This window comes from Streptomyces murinus, assembly GCF_002154555.1.
Taxonomy (GTDB): domain Bacteria; phylum Actinomycetota; class Actinomycetes; order Streptomycetales; family Streptomycetaceae; genus Streptomyces; species Streptomyces murinus.
This window is the reverse complement of record NZ_MUNF01000496.1, coordinates 1-16,547: the sequence shown is the minus strand read 5'-3', so window position 1 is coordinate 16,547 and position 16,547 is coordinate 1. Positions and strand designations below refer to the sequence as shown.

Annotated in this window: 15 protein-coding genes and 1 pseudogene; 4 read left to right on the top strand and 12 right to left on the bottom strand. The window is 71.8% G+C overall.

Annotated elements, in window-relative coordinates:
- From CCN72_RS27695 to CCN72_RS27665, 7 genes and pseudogenes are all read right to left on the bottom strand, one after another.
- A pseudogene (locus tag CCN72_RS27695) lies at window positions 1-1,715 on the bottom strand (nicotinate-nucleotide--dimethylbenzimidazole phosphoribosyltransferase); the annotation flags it as partial.
- Window positions 1,716-2,050: 335 nt separating this feature from the next.
- A complete protein-coding gene (gene cbiE, locus CCN72_RS27690; protein ID WP_086810564.1) occupies window positions 2,051-3,274 on the bottom strand; it encodes a precorrin-6y C5,15-methyltransferase (decarboxylating) subunit CbiE in 1,224 nt (407 codons plus the stop codon).
- 92 nt (window positions 3,275-3,366) lie between these two features.
- The gene (locus CCN72_RS27685; protein ID WP_086810562.1) at window positions 3,367-4,005 is read right to left on the bottom strand and encodes a GNAT family N-acetyltransferase; all 639 of its coding nucleotides are present in this window, start codon (window positions 4,003-4,005) and stop codon (window positions 3,367-3,369) included.
- A 140-nt stretch (window positions 4,006-4,145) separates the two neighbouring features.
- A complete protein-coding gene (locus CCN72_RS27680; RefSeq protein WP_086810560.1) occupies window positions 4,146-4,976 on the bottom strand; it encodes a MetQ/NlpA family ABC transporter substrate-binding protein in 831 nt (276 codons plus the stop codon).
- Between the two features lie 117 nt (window positions 4,977-5,093).
- The gene (locus CCN72_RS27675; protein ID WP_161219091.1) at window positions 5,094-5,840 is read right to left on the bottom strand and encodes a methionine ABC transporter permease; all 747 of its coding nucleotides are present in this window, start codon (window positions 5,838-5,840) and stop codon (window positions 5,094-5,096) included.
- The gene (locus CCN72_RS27670) at window positions 5,837-6,871 is read right to left on the bottom strand and encodes a methionine ABC transporter ATP-binding protein (RefSeq protein ID WP_037651121.1); all 1,035 of its coding nucleotides are present in this window, start codon (window positions 6,869-6,871) and stop codon (window positions 5,837-5,839) included. The genes CCN72_RS27675 and CCN72_RS27670 overlap by 4 nt, the downstream gene beginning before the upstream one ends.
- A gap of 395 nt (window positions 6,872-7,266) precedes the next feature.
- Window positions 7,267-7,911 (bottom strand): HAD-IA family hydrolase, encoded by a 645-nt coding sequence (locus CCN72_RS27665; protein WP_086810558.1) that lies wholly within the window; start codon window positions 7,909-7,911, stop codon window positions 7,267-7,269.
- A 70-nt stretch (window positions 7,912-7,981) separates the two neighbouring features.
- On the opposite strand from CCN72_RS27665, the gene CCN72_RS27660 reads away from it, so the two are divergent.
- Both CCN72_RS27660 and CCN72_RS27655 read left to right on the top strand, forming a co-directional pair.
- On the top strand, window positions 7,982-8,341 hold the full coding sequence (locus CCN72_RS27660) for a hypothetical protein (protein ID WP_037651124.1): 360 nt from the start codon (window positions 7,982-7,984) through the stop codon (window positions 8,339-8,341).
- A gap of 2 nt (window positions 8,342-8,343) precedes the next feature.
- Window positions 8,344-8,763, top strand: a complete 420-nt coding sequence (locus CCN72_RS27655) for a hypothetical protein (protein WP_037651125.1) — start codon at window positions 8,344-8,346, stop codon at window positions 8,761-8,763.
- A 24-nt stretch (window positions 8,764-8,787) separates the two neighbouring features.
- On the opposite strand, the gene CCN72_RS27650 is transcribed toward CCN72_RS27655, so the two are convergent.
- Both CCN72_RS27650 and CCN72_RS27645 read right to left on the bottom strand, forming a co-directional pair.
- A complete protein-coding gene (locus tag CCN72_RS27650; protein ID WP_037651126.1) occupies window positions 8,788-9,285 on the bottom strand; it encodes a GNAT family N-acetyltransferase in 498 nt (165 codons plus the stop codon).
- Between the two features lie 184 nt (window positions 9,286-9,469).
- On the bottom strand, window positions 9,470-10,651 hold the full coding sequence (locus CCN72_RS27645; RefSeq protein ID WP_086810556.1) for a glycerophosphodiester phosphodiesterase: 1,182 nt from the start codon (window positions 10,649-10,651) through the stop codon (window positions 9,470-9,472).
- A gap of 285 nt (window positions 10,652-10,936) precedes the next feature.
- On the opposite strand from CCN72_RS27645, the gene CCN72_RS27640 reads away from it, so the two are divergent.
- Entirely contained in the window at window positions 10,937-11,701 is a 765-nt protein-coding gene (locus CCN72_RS27640; protein WP_085562497.1) for a lysophospholipid acyltransferase family protein, read from the top strand.
- 147 nt (window positions 11,702-11,848) lie between these two features.
- On the top strand, window positions 11,849-13,516 hold the full coding sequence (locus CCN72_RS27635; RefSeq protein ID WP_086810554.1) for a multicopper oxidase family protein: 1,668 nt from the start codon (window positions 11,849-11,851) through the stop codon (window positions 13,514-13,516).
- Between the two features lie 22 nt (window positions 13,517-13,538).
- Here the strand turns inward: CCN72_RS27635 and CCN72_RS27630 are convergent, their stop codons facing one another.
- From CCN72_RS27630 to CCN72_RS27620, 3 genes are all read right to left on the bottom strand, one after another.
- Window positions 13,539-15,062, bottom strand: a complete 1,524-nt coding sequence (locus CCN72_RS27630) for an MFS transporter (RefSeq protein ID WP_086810552.1) — start codon at window positions 15,060-15,062, stop codon at window positions 13,539-13,541.
- On the bottom strand, window positions 15,059-15,610 hold the full coding sequence (locus tag CCN72_RS27625) for a TetR/AcrR family transcriptional regulator (protein ID WP_086810550.1): 552 nt from the start codon (window positions 15,608-15,610) through the stop codon (window positions 15,059-15,061). Before CCN72_RS27625 ends, CCN72_RS27630 begins: the two co-directional genes overlap by 4 nt.
- 130 nt (window positions 15,611-15,740) lie before the next feature.
- Window positions 15,741-16,547, bottom strand: an 807-nt coding sequence (locus CCN72_RS27620; protein WP_086810548.1) for an aldo/keto reductase, incomplete at its 5' end; no start/stop codon positions are given.

The window sequence follows — 16,547 nt, the reverse complement described above, 5'->3', positions numbered from 1 at the left end:
CCCAGGCGGCTCCCGTCGCCGGCCGGAACGGGCTCGGCGACGGGAGCCGCCTGGGCCACCACCGGGTCCTGGGCCGCCGGCTGCGCCTGCGCCTCCGGCTGGGGCTCCGGCTGCTGCGGGACGCCGGGCACGGCCGGGGCGTCCTGGACGACGGGCTCCACCGGCTGCGGGCCTTGGACCTGCGGGGCGTCCGGGGCGGGGACGGCGGCCACCTCGACGGCCTCGACGGCCTGGGCCTGCTCGACCGGGACGGCCATGGGCTCGACGGGCTGGGCGGACTGAGCGGACTGAGCCGCCTCGGCGGCGACGGGCTCGACGGCGACCGCTTCGACGGCGACGGGCTCGACCGGCTCGATGACCTGCACGGCCTCGACGGCCTCAGCCGTGACCGGCTCGACCTGCTCGACCGGCTCGGCCTGCTCGGCGGCCTCGACGCCAGGAGCCACGGCTTCGGGAACCTGCTGGGCGTCCGGCACCGGGACGGCGACGGGCTCGACCGGCTGGGGCGACTGGGGCTGCTGGACTGCCGCGACCGGCTCGGCCACCTGGACGGGCTCGACGGCGACCGACTCGACGGCGACCGGCTGAACCGCCTCGGCGACCGGCGCGGCGGCACCGGGAACCTGGGCCTCGGGCTGCACGGGCGCGGCGGCCTGCGGCGCACCCTCCACGGGCGCCGCCTCGACGGCCTGCGCCTCCTGGACCGGCTGCGCGGGAACGGCCGCTTCCGCGACCTCGGCCACCTGGACGTCCGGCACCGGCACGCTCTCCGCGCCCTCGGCCACCGCCTGCTGGGAAACCTCGGGTCCCCGCGGAACCTGCGGCGCCCGCACACCGTCCTGACTGTCGACGGGCCGCGGACCGTCGTGGTCCTGTACGACCTGCTCGGGGGCGGGCACGGCGGTCACCTGCGCGGCGACCTCACCGGCGGCCTCCGGCGTCCCGACGAGCGCCGGGTCAACCGTTTCGGCGACCGGCGCCTGAGGCGTTTCCGCGGCGACCGGCTCGGCGACCGCCACGGCCTCCGCACCCGGCACCTCGGGAACGACGACGACCGCGTCCGGAGCCGCACCCGGCGCCTCGGCGTCGGCGGCCACGTCGGCGACCTGCTCCGGCGCCTCGACGGGGACCGGCACGGCCTCCACGGCGGCCACCGGCACACCGATCACCTCGACGGCGACCTGTCCGGTCTCCGCCACGCCCGGCGCCTGGGCGGCGTCCGGGGCGGTCTCCACCGCGCCCGGTGCCTGGCCGATGACCGGCGCGGCCACGGCCGTACCCGCCGGAGCCGCACCCCAGGGGGCCGCGCTCTGCGGGCCCATCTCCCGGAGGGGCTGGGTGTCGAAGTACTCGGGACCGCGGTCGGCGAGGGAGCGGACCGGTCCCGCGGAGGTGTCCGGGATGAGCGGGCCGAGGTGCAGCGGGCGGCGCGGCGCCGAGGTCTCCTGCGCGGACGGCAGGCGGACGCCGCCCAGGTCCACGGAGCCCGTGTCGTGGCCGGAGGCCTCGTGCAGGGTCTCGACCACCGGCTCCGGAGCGGGCGGCGGCACTTCGTTGCCCCATGCGCCCTGGGCGCCCGGCAGCAGCAGGTCTTCGTCCTCGGCGGGGGCCTCGGAGAGGTAGGTGTACGCGCCGTGCGCGGTGACGCCCGGCTGCTCCACCATGCCTGCGCTCTCCGGCTGTCCCTCGCCCGGGACCTGGCCGGTGTCGGTCATGCGTACCCCTCGCCCCATCGGTTAGTGCTCCTACGACCAGCTCACCCGGAACGGCACACCGACCGCCCCATAGTGAAGAACGAGCGTCCGTGCCCAGCGGCACGAACGACCCGCCGGAAAAGGCGACAAAGCCATTCAGTGGCATTGTCCCGGTCGTTACGCCGTCGCGACAGCATGATCCGCGACAGGCCGCTGTGGACTACGCCACGTTGCGCGTCCACGGGTTCGCCGTACCACCCCGACCCAAAACGGGCGTGCGTTCCGGACATTGGCGAACGAAGTTCCGGGCCACCGGTGCGGTACAACGATCGGCCAGCCTACCGCGCGCGGTACGACTACCGGATCACGGGGCGATCGGACAGTACGCCGCTGAGCAGGAACGCGACGTTCCGTTCGGTCTCCCGCCAGGCCCGGGTGTCGAGTTCGACGGACTGGAGCAGGGCACACTCGACGCGGTATCCGTGCTCGGTCAGGTCGCGGCCGACGAGTTCGGCCGCGTCGCGGGTCGCGGCGTGGGCGACGATGCGCTGCGGGCGCCGGTCGGCGACCGCCGAGACCACGGCCGCTCCCCCGCCGCCGACCCGGACCACATCGGGTTCGGGCAGGTCCTCCAGGACATGCGGGGCGCTGCCGTGCACCACCTGGAGCTGGACTCCGTAGCGGCGGGCGGCGGCGTCGGTGCGGGCGCAGGCGGCCGGGTCGCGGTCGACGGCGATGACGGCGGCGCCGGCGCGCGCCGCCTCGACGGCGAACGCGCCGGAGCCGCAGCCGATGTCCCAGACGAGGTCGCCGACCCGGGGCCCGAGGCGGGCGAGTTGGGCGGCGCGCAGCAGCTCGGTCTCGCCCTCGCCGAGCGCGGCGCCGTCGCCGTACGCCTCGTCGGGCTGGACCCAGCCGCGCGGGCCGGTGCCCGGGTCGCGGCCGGCGATCCAGCCGCCGTCCTCCGCCGCGCTCGCCGGGCCGCCGATGACGATGACGACGTTGGGGTCGCGCCAGGTGTGGTCGGGGGCGTTGTCGGAGGTGACGACGGAGACCTGTTCGCGTTCGGTGCCCAGTTCCTCGCAGATGACGAAGGTGCGGTGGACGCCCGCGAGGAGCAGGCCGAGTTCGGCGGGGCCCGCGCCCGGTGAGGTGAGGACGGCCACCTTGGCGTGGGCGCGGCAGACGTTCACGGCCCGGCGCAGGGTGCGCGGGTGGGCGACGACGACCTGGGCGTCGTCCCAGGGCATCCCGGCGCGGGCGAAGGCGGCGGCGACGGAGGAGACGCCGGGGACGACCTCCACCTCCAGGCCGAACTCCGGTGCGCGCAGGGTGCGTACGACGCCGAAGAAGCCGGGGTCGCCGTCGGCGAGCACGACCGCGGTGCCGCGGTGGCCGGCGATACGGCGGGCGGCGAGCGCGACGCTGCCGAGACGGATGCGTTCGGCGAGGGGCGGGACCTCGGGCAGTGCCAGATGGTGGGCCGCGCCCGCCACGAGGGTGGCGGCGCCGAGCGCGGATCGTGCCGCCTCGGTCAGCGGCGAACCGTCCCAGCCGATCACCGTGACCCGGTCGGCCATCGTCGTCCATCTCCAGGTTTTCGCAGGTCGTCAGGGGTACGGGGCCCGTGGGCGGGCTCCGTGAGGGTACCCGGTCGGGCGGCCGTGGGGGATCAGTTCCAGTCGGCGTACGACGTGAAGCCGCCGGTGTCGGCGAGCTGCTCGTCGGCGCCCTCCAGGTCCTCCGGCAGCAGGCTCCACACGATGAAGTCGGTGCGCAGATCGGCCCAGCCGCCGTCCTCGGTGCGTACATGGACTATGCACGCGTTGCGCAGGACGCCCTCGCTGATGCAGCCGATCTTCTGGGCGACCTGCTGGGAGGCGGTGTTGTCGGCGGCGGTGCGCAGTTCGATGCGCTCGAAGCGCTGGTCGCCGAAGAGCCAGCGGGCGGTGGCGAGCGCGGCCTCGGAGGCGTAGCCCTCGCCGCGGGCCCAGGGGGCGACGATGTACGACAGCTCGGTGGCGCGGATGCGCCAGTCGGTGCGGGTCAGCTGGACGACGCCGACCAGGCGCTGGGTGAGGAACTCGGTGACGGCGAGGTCGAGTCCGCGGCCCGCGGCGCGTTCGGCGGGCGCGTGCTGGGTGATCCAGCGGCGGGCGCCGGCCTCGGTGAACGGCTGGGGCACCTCGGTCCAGGCGGCGACCTGCTCGTCGTTCATCATCTCGGCCAGGGCGGGTACGTCGTCCTCGTCGAGGGGGCGCAGCACCAACCGCTCCGTGCTGATGGAGATGTTGGGGAAGGTGCTCGTCATGCGCCGCTCCGTAACCTTCGGAAGTACCTGCTGAACTGCCCAGCATGCAGCATGAAACCACTGAACCGCACGACGGGGTCCACTCCCGGTGAGGGAGCGGACCCCGTGCGTCGCGATGCCGTGCGCTGCCGGTGGCCGGATCAGAAGGACGGGATGACCGAGCCCTGGTACTTGTCCTCGATGAACTTCTTGACCTCGGGCGAGGTGAGGAGCTTGGCGAGCTTCTTGACCCGGGGGTCGTTCTCGTTGCCCTTCTTCACCGCGAGGAAGTTGCCGTAGGGGTTGTTCTTCGCGGACTCCAGGACGAGGGCGTCCTTGGCGGGCTTGAGGCCCGCGGAGATGGCGTAGTTGCCGTTGACGACCGCCGCGTCCACGTCGTCCAGGGAGCGCGGGGTCTGGGCCGCCTCGACCTCCTTGAACTGGAGGTGCTTGGGGTTCTCGGCGATGTCCTCGGGGGTGGCGTCGTTGCCGGCGCCGGACTTGAGGGTGATGAGCCCGTTGTCGGCGAGCAGCTTGAGGGCGCGGCCCTCGTTGACGGCGTCGTTGGGGACGGCGACGGTCGCACCGCTCTTCAGCTCGTCCGCCTTCTTGACCTTGTGGGAGTACAGGCCGAGGGGCTCCAGGTGCACCGTGACGACGGGCACGATGTGGGTGCCGCGCTTCTTGTTGAAGTCGTCCAGGTACGGCTGGTTCTGGAAGTAGTTGGCGTCCACCGAGCCGTCCTCGGTCGCCGTGTTCGGCGTGATGTAGTCGGTGAACTCCTTGACCTGGAGGTCGAGCCCGGCCTTCTTCGCGAGGTTCTTCTCGACGAAGTTCAGGATCTCGGCGTGCGGGACCGGGCTGGCGGCGACGACCAGCGGGCCGCTGTAGTCATGGGAGGCGGAGGACTTGCCGGAGCCGCAGGCGGTCAGCCCGAAGGCGAGGGCTCCGGCGGCGAGGACGGCGGTGGTGAGCTTGGCGGTGTTACGCACGAAAAGTGCCTTTCCTTATGGGTGGTGCGACCCCGGATGAGGGGGTGTGGCGCGGAGCGCCTCGTTGAGGGGTGGTGGTCGGGTGACGGGTGGGCGACGGGGAGTCTCAGGGTGCTGCTAGGCGGCCTTGGTGACCTCGGCCGTGTCCGGCTTCTCGGTCTCCTTGGCCTTCAGCAGCCGCAGCTTGGGCGCGGGGCCCGAGCGGCCGCCGCGGTGGTGCAGGGCGCGGGCCGCGAAGTCGCCGGCGAACTGGATGAGGGAGATGACGACGGCGAGGATGCCGACGGTGATCCACATCAGCTCGGTCTCGAAGCGCTGGTAGCCGTAGCGGACGGCGAGGTCGCCGAGGCCACCGCCGCCGACCGTGCCGGCCATGGCGGAGTAGCCGATGAGGGCGATGACCGTGGTGGTGGTGCTGGCGATCAGGGAGGGCAGGGACTCGGGGACCAGCACCTTGCGGACGATGGTCCAGGTGTTGCCGCCCATGGACTGCACGGCTTCCACCAGCCCGCCGTCCACCTCGCGCACGGCCGTCTCGACCAGCCGGGCGAAGAAGGGGATGCCGCCGATGGCGAGCGGTACGACGGCGGCGGCGGTGCCGATCGTCGTCCCGGTGACCCAGCGGGTGAAGCTCATCAGGGCGACCATCAGGATGATGAACGGCAGCGAGCGGCCGACGTTCACGATCTGGCCGATCACCTTGTTGGCGACGACGTTCTGGAGCAGGCCCCCGCGGTCCGTGAGGACGAGGAGGAGGCCGAGTGGGAGGCCCACGACGATGGCGATCAGGGTGGACCAGAGCACCATGTCGAACGTCTGGGAACACGCGTCCGACAGCAGCGGCCACATCTCGGACCAGGTCACTTGGCACCTTCCTTCACCAGTGCGGCCTCCTGGCCCACGACGTCGATCTGGAGCCCCTGCTCGCGCAGGAAGCCGATGGGCACCACGTTGTCCTCGTAGTGGCCGGGCAGCTCGATGCGCATCCGGCCGATCTGGAGCCCGCCGACGGTGTCGATGGCGGCGCCGAGGATCGAGATGTCGATGTTGTAGGTGCGCGACAGCTGGGAGATGACCGGCTGGGTCGCGGCCTCGCCGTGGAAGGTGACGTCGAGGACGGTGCGCTCGGCGCCGGTGCGCTCGCCGCTCACCGGGAACAGCGCGGCGGCCAGCTGGGAGCCGGGGGTCGCCAGCAGCTCGCTGACCGTGCCGGACTCCACGATCCGGCCCTTCTCCATCAGGGCGGCGGAGTCGCAGATCGACTTGACCACGTCCATCTCATGGGTGATGAGCAGGACGGTGAGGCCGAGCTGCCGGTTCAGGTCGCGCAGCAGCTGGAGGATGGCGCGGGTGGTCTCCGGGTCGAGGGCGCTGGTGGCCTCGTCGGAGAGCAGCACCTTGGGGTCGCCGGCCAGGGCGCGGGCGATGCCGACGCGCTGCTTCTGGCCGCCGGAGAGCTGGGCGGGGTAGGACTTGGCCTTGTCGGCGAGGCCGACCAGGTCCAGCAGTTCCAGCGCCTTGCGGGAACGTTCCTTCCCGGAGGTGCCGAGGATTTCCAGCGGCAGCTCGATGTTGTCCTGCACGGTCCGCGAGGACAGCAGGTTGAAGTGCTGGAAGACCATGCCGATCCGGCTGCGCGCCCGGCGCAGTTCCCGGCCCGCGCGCGGGCCGCGGCCAGCCAGGGCGGTGAGATCCTGCCCGGCGACGGTCACGGTGCCGGAGGTGGGGCGCTCCAGCAGGTTGACGCAGCGGATGAGCGAGGACTTGCCGGCGCCGGACTGGCCGATGACGCCGTAGACCTCGCCCTCGCGGACGTGCAGATCGACGCCGTCGAGGGCGGTGACATCGCGGCCGCGGGAGCGGTAGACCTTGGTCAGGCCCGATGTGGTGATCACAGGATTTCCGTCACTGTCGAGTGCGCGGGCGCGGGTGTGCCCGGGCACGGGTGCGTTGCGTGCGTTCGTGGAGTACGCGGCACGGTTCTCGGGTGGCGGTGAAGCGGAGAGAACGTGGTGTGCGCGGTACGGCCCTCGGGTCCCGCTCGCCCGGGTAGGGGCGCGGGACGGGCCGCGGCTCTCGCTTCGGGGCGCGAGGCTCAGATGGTGCGGGGGCCCTCTAGAAGGCGCACATTCGACACGGACACAGACAAACAGCACCGGGCGTCATGGTCGCCTCGGTCGCAGGGATGCGGCTGTTCGTCGTGGTCATGCGGCCCAGTAAAGCAGAAGCCCGCCGGGGAGCGGTGGCCGCCGTCCGCATAGTGGACAGCGGCGGACACCTCGGGGCGGGCTCAGTCGCGGACGGAGATCTCCACTCCCCCGTCGGTGACCAGTGCGCGCAAGGCCGCGAGGTCGTCCACGACGAGGTCGGCGTCCAGCTCCTCGGCCCGGTGGGTTGTGGCCAACGCCACGGTCCGCATGCCGGCCGCGCGGGCCGCGCGCAGTCCCGCGGGGGCGTCCTCGAAGACCACGCAGTCGGCGGGGTCCGCGCCGAGCTGCCGGGCGGCCAGCAGATAGGGCTCCGGGTCGGGCTTGCCCCGGGTGACGTCGTCGGCGCTGACCAGGCACTTCGGGGTGACACCCACGGCCGTGAGGCGGGCCTCGGCGAGCCGGCGGGTGGCGGAGGTGACCACGGCCCAGCGGTCGGCGGGCAGCGCGTCCAGGAACTCCCGGGTGCCGGGCAGCAGCCGGGCGCCGGACACGTCCGCCACCTCCAGCTGCTCGACCCGGGCGACGGCCTGGGGCACCAGGCGGGCGGGCAGCAGGTCGGCGATGATCCCGGCCGCGGTACGGCCGTGCAGCTCCACCTGTCCGAACTGCTCGGCCGTCACGCCGTACTCCTGGGCCCAGAGCGTCCAGCAGCGCACGACGGAGTCGTAGGAGGAGACCAGGGTGCCGTCGTTGTCGAACAGGAGAGCGTGCGCGTGGATCGTCATGGCCTCGACCCTACGGCGTACGGCGGGGTCGGCGGCGTTGGCCCGATTCCGCCGTAATAAGGTCGACCGCATGCTCACTGTCCTGACGCTGGTGACCGGGGTCGCCGCGCTGCTGCTCGCCGCGTGGTGCGGCTGGGCCGCCTATCGTGACCAGCCGACGAAGGACTGGCACTTCATCGGTATGGCCGTGGTGTCGCTGCTGGGCGTGATCCAGCTGGTGATCGGGATCGTGCAGCTGGCACGGGGCGAGAAGCCGGAGCAGGGGACCGCGATCTTCGTGGCGTATCTGCTGGGCGCGTTCGCGTGTGTGCCGGCCGCGGGGTTCATGTCGCTGGCCGAGCGGACCCGGTGGGGTTCGGTGACGGCCGCGGCGGGCGGCGTGGTGCTGGCCGTGCTTCAGGTCCGGCTCTTTGACATCTGGGGAGGCTGAGGATGACGACGGTCGAGGAGAAGCCGGCCCGGTTGATCAGCGGGCCGGGAATGCTGCTCGTGTGGTTCTACGGCGTGATGGTCGTCGGCGCGGTGTCGCGTTCCGTCTACCAGATCGCGACGGACTTCGGACGGGCGCCGCTCGCGTACGCGCTGTCCGCGGTCGCCGGGCTGATCTACGCGTTCATCACCTACACCTTGGTGCGGGGCGGGGACGTGGCCCGGCGGGCGGCGCTGCTGTGCTGCGGGGTCGAGTTGGCGGGTGTGCTGCTGGTCGGCACGTGGACGGTGGTCGATCCCTCGGCGTTCCCCGACTCCACGGTGTGGTCCGACTACGGGATGGGCTACGTGTTCATTCCCGTGCTGCTGCCCGTCTCCGCGATGTACTGGCTGCGGAAGGCGCGGTCGCAGGGGGCCGGCTGAGCCGCGTGGGCGGGGGCGCGCCCCTCACGCCGTAGCCACATAAGTGGCCGCCGGCTTCTCCAGCACGATCAGGTCCACCCCGTCCGTTCCCTTCGCCCTGCCCACCGGCTCGTAGCCGACGCGGCGGTAGAGACGCAGGTTGCCCTCGCTGCGGTGGCCGGTCTGAAGGCGGAAGAGGGTGGCGCCGCGCGCGCCGGCCAGGTCGGCCTCGGCGGCGCGCAGCAGCCGGGCGCCGATGCCATGGCCCTGGAGGCGGGGGTGGACGCACAGGCGGGCGATCGCGGCCGAGCCGTCCTCGGTGATCCTGCCGCGTACGGCGCCGATCACCTCGTCGCCGAGCCGGGCGACGAAGACGCAGTCGACGCCGATCTCGCGGCGGACGGCGTCGAGGGTCTCGACGAGCGGGTCGATGCGGTAGTTGCCGTACAGCTGCGCCTCGCTCTGGAAGCACAGGTACTGGAGGCGGAAGATCTCCTCCGCGTCCTGTTCGGTCGCCACCGAGATGGTCACGCTCATGCCCATGTGCGCATGCCTCCCGCTCACCTGATCATCTGTCGTCCCCCACACTCCTATCCCCGCGCTCGACGGGAGGCAACCTTCGTCGCGCGGGGACACCCTGTGACATAGCCAACTCTCCGCGATCTCCCGGCGGACCGGGGCCTTACGGGAGATCGCGGGGGCGGCGGCACGGCGACAGACGCGCGGGTCAGCCCAGGAAGTCGGCGCGGGCCAGGACGCCGGTGTCGGCGTTGTCGGTGAAGACGCCGTCGATGCCGGTCGCGAAGTACGCCTTGAAGGCGCCGAACGGGTCGCCGTAGCCGTCGGCCGCGCCGCCCTTGCGGAACTCGGTGGGCAGGAAGGGGTTCTCGTTGCGCATGGTGTAGGGGTGCAGGATCAGGCCGACCCGGTGCGCGTCGGAGACCAGGGTGGAGGGCTCGGCGAGGGAGCCGTCCGCCTTCTTGGGGATGACGAGATCCAGGGTGGGGCCGATGCCCTGGGCGTAACCGGCGATCTCCCGCAGGCCCTTGGGGGTGATCAGGTCGGCGACCGTGCGCGGGTCGCCCGCCGCCACGAAGTCGAAGGGGCGGCTGTCGGCCGTGGACAGCAGCACCACGAGCGGGTTGTCGACCAGCTGGTTCAGCCGCTGGATGCTGGTGGGCTCGAACGACTGGAGGATCACCGGGGAGTTGCGGGTGTCCTTGCCGTGCTTGCGCAGCAGCTTGGCCACCCGCTCCTCCAGGGCGAGGCCCAGCTTGCGGAAGTAGGTGGGGTGCTTGGTCTCGGGGTAGATCCAGACCTGCTTGCCGCGCTTGCGGGTCTGCTCGTCCTGCCACTTCAGGACTTCCTCGAAGGTGGGGATCTCCCAGCGGCCGTTGTAGAGCTTGTTGTGCGGCCGGTTGTCCGGGATGCGCTCGATCGCGCGCAGCGTCTTCAGCTCGGCGAGGGTGAAGTCCTCGGTGAACCAGCCGGTGGTGGGGACGCCGTCGAGCACCTTGGTGGTCTTGCGGCCGGCGAACTCGGGGTGGTCCGCGACATCGGTGGTGCCGCCGATCTCCGGTTCGTGCCGGCAGACCAGATGGCCGTCCTTGGTGGGGCACAGGTCGCCGGCCTCGACGATGTCGGCGCCGAGGTCGAGGGCCAGCTCGTAGGAGCCGAAGGTGTGCTCGGGGCGGTAGCCGCTGGCGCCGCGGTGGCCGACGATGGCCGGCACCGGCAGGCCCTTGAGCCCGCGCGCGGTGCGCTTGGCCGCCGTGGCCTCGGCGGCCCGGGCGGTGCCGGACAGTCCGAGGACCGCGCCGCTCGCGCCCAGCATCGCGGCGCCGAGGAGCGCCCGCCGTCCCGTGACCTGCGTCTGTGGCTGCGTCTCGTTCGTACGCTCGGTTCCCATGGCGGCCTCCTGCCGTCTTCTGTCTTCTTCGCTCATCAGTCCGATGCTCACCAGTCCGGGAGATCGTAGGGGGGCGCATATGACAGAAGGGCGGCTTCGCGTCGAACTCGCGGGTGCCGGCGTATGGCCCGTACGTGCGGGCAGGTGACGGGGTGTCGGGGACGGGGACGAGGCGAGCGATGTCCGTCACATCGACACAAGGGCGTTACACGCCGTCCGCGACACGTCACCGCAGGTAAACCCATGTCAACACTTCGTAAGACCTCGGTGAACCGCCCGTCCCCGATGTGCGTTCGCGGCGAAGCCGCGAGTAATGTCCTCACCTGCACAGACCCACTTCGCACAGATTCATACCGCCCCCTGACATCGGAGGACCCGTTGTCCCGCTTCCGCCTCATCAAGGCAGTGCTCGGACCGATCATGCGCCTGATGTTCCGCCCACAGGTGGAGGGCATGGAGAACATCCCGGGGGACGGGCCGGTGATTCTGGCCGGAAATCACCTCACCTTCATCGACTCGATCGTGCTTCCGGTCGTCACGAAGCGTCAGGTGCTCTTCATCGGCAAGGACGAGTACGTCACCGGCAAGGGCTTCAAGGGCCGGCTGATGGCGTGGTTCTTCACCGGGGTCGGCATGATCCCGGTGGACCGGGACGGCGCGAACGGCGGGGTGGCGGCGCTGATGACGGGGCGCCGGGTCCTGGAGGAGGGCAAGGTCTTCGGGATCTACCCGGAGGGCACCCGCTCCCCCGACGGCCGCCTGTACCGGGGGCGTACGGGCATCGCCCGGCTGACCCTGATGACCGGCGCGCCGGTGGTGCCGTTCGCCATGATCGGCACCGACAAGCTCCAGCCGGGCGGCAACGGCATGCCGCGGCCCGGCAAGGTCACCGTCCGGTTCGGCCCGGCGATGGAGTTCTCCCGCTACGACGGCATGGACCGCGACCGCTATGTGCTGCGCGCCGTCACCGACTCCGTGATGGCCGAGGTCATGCGGCTGTCCGGGCAGGAGTACGTGGACATGTACGCCACCAAGGCGAAGGCCGCCTGAGTCCCACGCAGCAGATGGTCGCGGGCCGTTCCGGTTGTACCGGGACGGCCCGCGTTCGTCCGTCTGCCGGTGTGAATCTGCCCTGAGGCAGGGTCATTCGGCCTACGCCCCCGAGCGCATGATCCACAGAACATGTCTTATTCAGACATGGATACACCTTCGCGGCGAACCCTCCTCCGTGTCCCGATCGCAGCCGTCGGCGCGGGTTTCCTGGCGGCCTGCGGCTCCGGTTCGGAGTCCGAGACCCGCTCCGGTCCGCACCACCCGGACACCGGTCCCCTCGGGGCGGGCATCGAGGGGAACTTCGTACCGGCGGGGCCCAAGGGGTACGTCAACCCGTCGGACCCGGAGGTGCTCGCCGCCGAACGCAAACGCGGGGCGGGGCGCGTGCGCACGTATCAGTTCACCGCCGCGGAGACCAAGCTCGACCTGGGCGGGCGCTCGGTGCGCACCTGGGCGTACAACGACACGGTGCCGGGGCCGCTGGTCCGGGTGACCGCGGGCGATGTCCTCGATCTGACGCTCGCCAACCGGCTGCCGACCACCACCACCCTGCACTCCCACGGGGTGCGGCTGCGCTGCGACATGGACGGCGTCCCGGATCTGACGCAGCGCCCGATCCCGGCCGGCACGGACTTCCGCTACCGGTTCACCGTGAAGCACCCCGGCACGTATCTGCTCCACTCCCACGTCGGGATGCAGCCGGACCGCGCGCTGTACGCGCCGCTGGTCGTGGACGATCCCAAGGAGACGCTCGCCTACGACAAGGAGTGGGTCGTCGTCCTGGACGACTGGCTCGACGGCGTGGACGGCTCCACCCCCGACAGCGTGCTCGAACAACTCAAGCCGGGCGGCTCCGGGATGGCCGGCATGGGCATGGGTCCGGAGCACCCGCACGCGAGCGGGAGCCCCTCCCCGGGCCCGAGCGGATCGGCCAAGGCGAAGCCGGCACCGTCCGCGAAGGCCGGGGGCGGCCCCGACCGGGTGCTGCACGACTCCCACAGCCGGATGCTGGACGGCGACGGCGGCAGTGTCGACTACCCGTACTACCTCGCCAACGGGCGGCTGCCGCACCACCCCCAGGAGTTCCGCTGCCGTCCCGGCGACCGCATCCGGGTGCGCTTCGTCAACGCGGGCTCGGAGACGGCCTTCCGGGTCTCGCTCGGCGGCCACGCCATGACGGTCACCCACACCGACGGCTACCCGGTGCGGCACAAGGAGACCGACGCGCTGCTCATCGGGATGTCCGAGCGGTACGACGTGCTGGTGACCGCCAAGGACGGCTGCTTCCCGCTGGTCGCGCTGGCCGAGGGCAAGAAGGGCAACGCGCTCGCCGTCCTGCGCACCGACAAGGGCAAGAACCTTCCGGCGCCGAATGTCCGCCCCGATGAACTGGACGGCGAGTGCGTGCCCGCGCGGCGGCTGAGGCCGGCCGACTCGGTGGCGCTGCCCGAGCGGCACCCGGACCGCCAGATGCGCATCAAGATCACCGGCAGCATGCAGAAGTTCGACTGGGGCTTCGACCACAAGCCGTACGACGTCCGTCAGCGGCACGAGATCCACGCCGGCGAGCGGGTGCGGCTGACCCTCATCAACGCGACGGACATGTGGCACCCCATGCATGTGCACGGGCACACCTTCGCGATGACGGGCCTGGACGCGGTGGGCGCACGCAAGGACACGGCCCTGGTGCTGCCGCACCGCAAGCTGGTGGTGGAGTTCGACGCGGACAACCCCGGGCTGTGGATGGTGCACTGCCACAACCAGTACCACTCGGAGAGCGGGATGATGACGGTGCTCGGCTACAAGCGGTGAGGGGCCGCCGGGTGCGGCCCGCTCACCCGGCGTTCTCCAGCCGCTGCCCCTTCAGCAGGAACCACGCCGCGACCGCCGTGCCCAGCAGGACCGCCGCGCCCGCGCCGGAGGCCAGGTGGAGGCCGTGGACGAAGGCGTCGCGGGCCGCGGCCAGCAGGGACTCGGCGGTCTGCGGCGGCAGGTCGGTCGATGCCTGCACGGCGGCGCCCAGGGAGTCATGGGCGCCCGGCGGGGTGCCGGCCGGGCCGTGGAAGCCGCTGTAGACGGCGGTCACGATGGAGCCGAGGAGGGCGATGCCCAGGGCGGCGCCCAGTTCGTAGGCCGTCTCGGAGACCGCGGAGGCGGCGCCCGCCTGCTCCTTGGGGACGCTGGAGAGGATGACGTCGGCGGTGACCGTGAAGGACAGGCCCGCGCCGACACCCACCACCAGCAGGGCGGCGCCGAGCACCGGATAGCCCGTGCTCTGGCCGAGGCAGGTCAGCACGGCCAGGGACAGACCGACCGCGGCGAGACCGGCCGAGACCACCGAGCGCACCGAGAAGCGCCGGGCGGCGCTGCCCGCGGCCAGTCCGGCCACCACCGCGCCCACGGCGGCGGGCAGTTCGGCCAGACCCGCCTCGAACGGGCGCCTGCCCTGGACGAGTTGGAGGTACTGGGAGAGGAAGAAGACCAGGCCGGACATGCCGAGCACGGTCAGCAGGTCGGCGAGGACCGCGCCGCTGAAGCCGCGGTGCCGGAACAGCCGCATGTCCAGCAGCGGGGCCGGCATGGTCAGCTGGCGGTGTACGAAGCCGTACAGCGCGCCCGCGCCCAGCAGACCCGCGGCGAGCGTGGGCCAGGAGAAGCCGTGGGTGGCCGCCTCCTTGACGGCGTAGACCACGCCGATCATGCCGATGAGCGACAGCAGCACACTGGCCAGGTCCCAGGGGCCCGGGTTGGGATTGCGGGACTCGGGCAGGGTGCGGATGCCGACCAGGACGAGGACCGCCATCACCGGCAGGTTGATCAGGAAGACCGAGCCCCACCAGAAGTGCTCCAGCAGGAAGCCGCCGACGATGGGACCGACCGCCGTACCGGCCGAGGCGGTCGCGCCCCAGATGCCGACGGCGAGGCTGCGCTCGCGCGGGTCGTGGAAGAGATTACGGATCAGGGCGAGGGTGGCCGGCATCAGGGTCGCGCCCGCGACACCGAGCAGTGCCCGCGCCAGGATCATCAACTCCGGTGACGAGGCGTAGGCGTTGAGCACGGATATCGCGCCGAACGCGGTGGCGCCGCAGAGCAGGATCCGCTTGCGGCCGATGCGGTCGCCGAGGCTGCCCATGGAGACCAGCAGGCCGGCGATGACGAAGGAGTAGACGTCACCGATCCACAGCAGCTGGGTGCCGGAGGGGTGCAGGTCCTCGCTGATGTAGGGGGTCGCCAGGCCGAGGACGGTGGCGTCGACGGCCACCAGCAGCACGGCAAGGACGAGCACGCAGAGCGCGAGCCAGCGGCCCGGACGCTTCTCCGCCTCCGTCACGCTTGCCGGCTGCACGGTGCTGGTCATGATTCCTCTCTCCGTAGAGCGCCGCCGAGCAGGAGTTCGGCGACCATGGTCGGGAAGTCGCGGGCGGCCACACGGCCGTCCATGGTGGCCCAGGCGCAGGAGGCGGTCAGGCCGTACAGGGCCTCGGTGAGCCAGACGGGTGTCAGGTCGATACGGAACTCGCCGTCCTGCTGTCCGCGCTGGAACAGGGCGCCGATCCGGCTGTCGAGCCGCTGCCAGCCGTCGTTCTGCCGCTCGCCCTCCCACAGCTGGCTCTCGCCGTACAGGAAGGCGAGCAGTCCCGCGGCCGGCTGGATCTCACGGACCAGCCGGCGTACGCCGTCGGTCGCGGTGCCCTCCTCCGGGCGGGCCCGGTCCAGCGCCGCCTCGCACTCGGCGATGCCGAGCGCCTCCAGCGCCCGTACCAGCGCGTCGCGGCCGGCGAAGTGCCGGTGCAGCGTCGCCCGGCTGATCCCGGCGGCCTTGGCGACCTCGTCCATGGTCGCGGTGGATTTGCGGGTCAGCAGGGCGGCGGCGCTGCGCAGTACATGGTCACGGTCCAAGGCCATGAGACAAGAGTAACCCACGTGAGACACTGATGTCTCATTGCGGGCATGCGCGACTCATCGCCGCTGGTCAGCGAGGGGTCAGCGGGAGTCGTGGATCAGCGGGGGCCCTGGATCAGCGAGGTTTCCTCGATCAGTGCCAGGGCAGCTGTCCGCGCCGCTCCCAGTACACGCCCGGCTCCTCCGTGAGCGTGGCGAGGCGGGTCATCCGGTCCGCGTCCAGGTCGACGGCGGGCGCGTGCAGGTTGGAGGAGAGCTGGGTGAGGGTCGCGGCGCCGGAGAGGACGACGCCCACCCAGGGCCGGCGCAGGATCCAGGCGAGGGCGACGGCGTCGGGGCCGAGCCCCTCCTCGGCGGCGATCGACTTCAGCACCTCGGGGGCGTTCGGGTCGGCGAGCCGGCCGTTGGCCATGCCCTCCTTGACGATCACGGTCAGCCCGGCGTCATGGGCCTCGGCGAGGGCGGGCTCGGCCGAGTGCTCCAGGATGTTGAACGTCGACTGGACGGTACGGAAGAGCGGCTCGCCGTCGACCGTCACCGCGAGGGCGGCGCGGACGGTGTCCGCCTGCCGGGGCCCGCTGGTGGAGAAGCCGATGGTCAGTCCTTCGGCGGCGGCCTCCGCGAGCCGCGCGTGGAGTTCCTTGTCGGTGAGGGCGGGGCTGTCCGGGGTGAGCGAGTGGATCTGGTAGAGGTCGAGCCGGTCGCCGAGCAGGGCGTCGGACTCGGCGCGCTGACGCTCGTACGTCGTCAGGCTGTGGTCCTTGACCTCGTGCCGCTCGGCGTCGGTGGACCAGTCGGCGGTGTAGGTGTAGCCCCACTTGCTGCCGATGACCACGTCGTCGATGCCGGGGTTCGCCGCCAGCCACTGGGCGAGGAACTCCTCCGAACGGCCGTAGGAGCGGGCCACGTCGAAGTAGCGGACGCCCTGCGCGTAGGCGGC

What these genes read in the sequence shown, in the direction of transcription:
- CCN72_RS27665 (WP_086810558.1), bottom strand. Translation starts at nt 7,911, where the DNA reads ATGACGATCCACGCGCACGCTCTCCTGTTCGACAACGACGGCACCCTG.
- CCN72_RS27655 (WP_037651125.1), top strand. Translation starts at nt 8,344, where the DNA reads ATGACGACGGTCGAGGAGAAGCCGGCCCGGTTGATCAGCGGGCCGGGA.
- CCN72_RS27660 (WP_037651124.1), top strand. Translation starts at nt 7,982, where the DNA reads ATGCTCACTGTCCTGACGCTGGTGACCGGGGTCGCCGCGCTGCTGCTC.
- CCN72_RS27630 (WP_086810552.1), bottom strand. Translation starts at nt 15,062, where the DNA reads ATGACCAGCACCGTGCAGCCGGCAAGCGTGACGGAGGCGGAGAAGCGT.
- CCN72_RS27685 (WP_086810562.1), bottom strand. Translation starts at nt 4,005, where the DNA reads ATGACGAGCACCTTCCCCAACATCTCCATCAGCACGGAGCGGTTGGTG.
- CCN72_RS27625 (WP_086810550.1), bottom strand. Translation starts at nt 15,610, where the DNA reads ATGGCCTTGGACCGTGACCATGTACTGCGCAGCGCCGCCGCCCTGCTG.
- cbiE (WP_086810564.1), bottom strand. Translation starts at nt 3,274, where the DNA reads ATGGCCGACCGGGTCACGGTGATCGGCTGGGACGGTTCGCCGCTGACC.
- CCN72_RS27645 (WP_086810556.1), bottom strand. Translation starts at nt 10,651, where the DNA reads ATGGGAACCGAGCGTACGAACGAGACGCAGCCACAGACGCAGGTCACG.
- CCN72_RS27640 (WP_085562497.1), top strand. Translation starts at nt 10,937, where the DNA reads ATGTGCGTTCGCGGCGAAGCCGCGAGTAATGTCCTCACCTGCACAGAC.
- CCN72_RS27635 (WP_086810554.1), top strand. Translation starts at nt 11,849, where the DNA reads ATGGATACACCTTCGCGGCGAACCCTCCTCCGTGTCCCGATCGCAGCC.
- CCN72_RS27650 (WP_037651126.1), bottom strand. Translation starts at nt 9,285, where the DNA reads ATGGGCATGAGCGTGACCATCTCGGTGGCGACCGAACAGGACGCGGAG.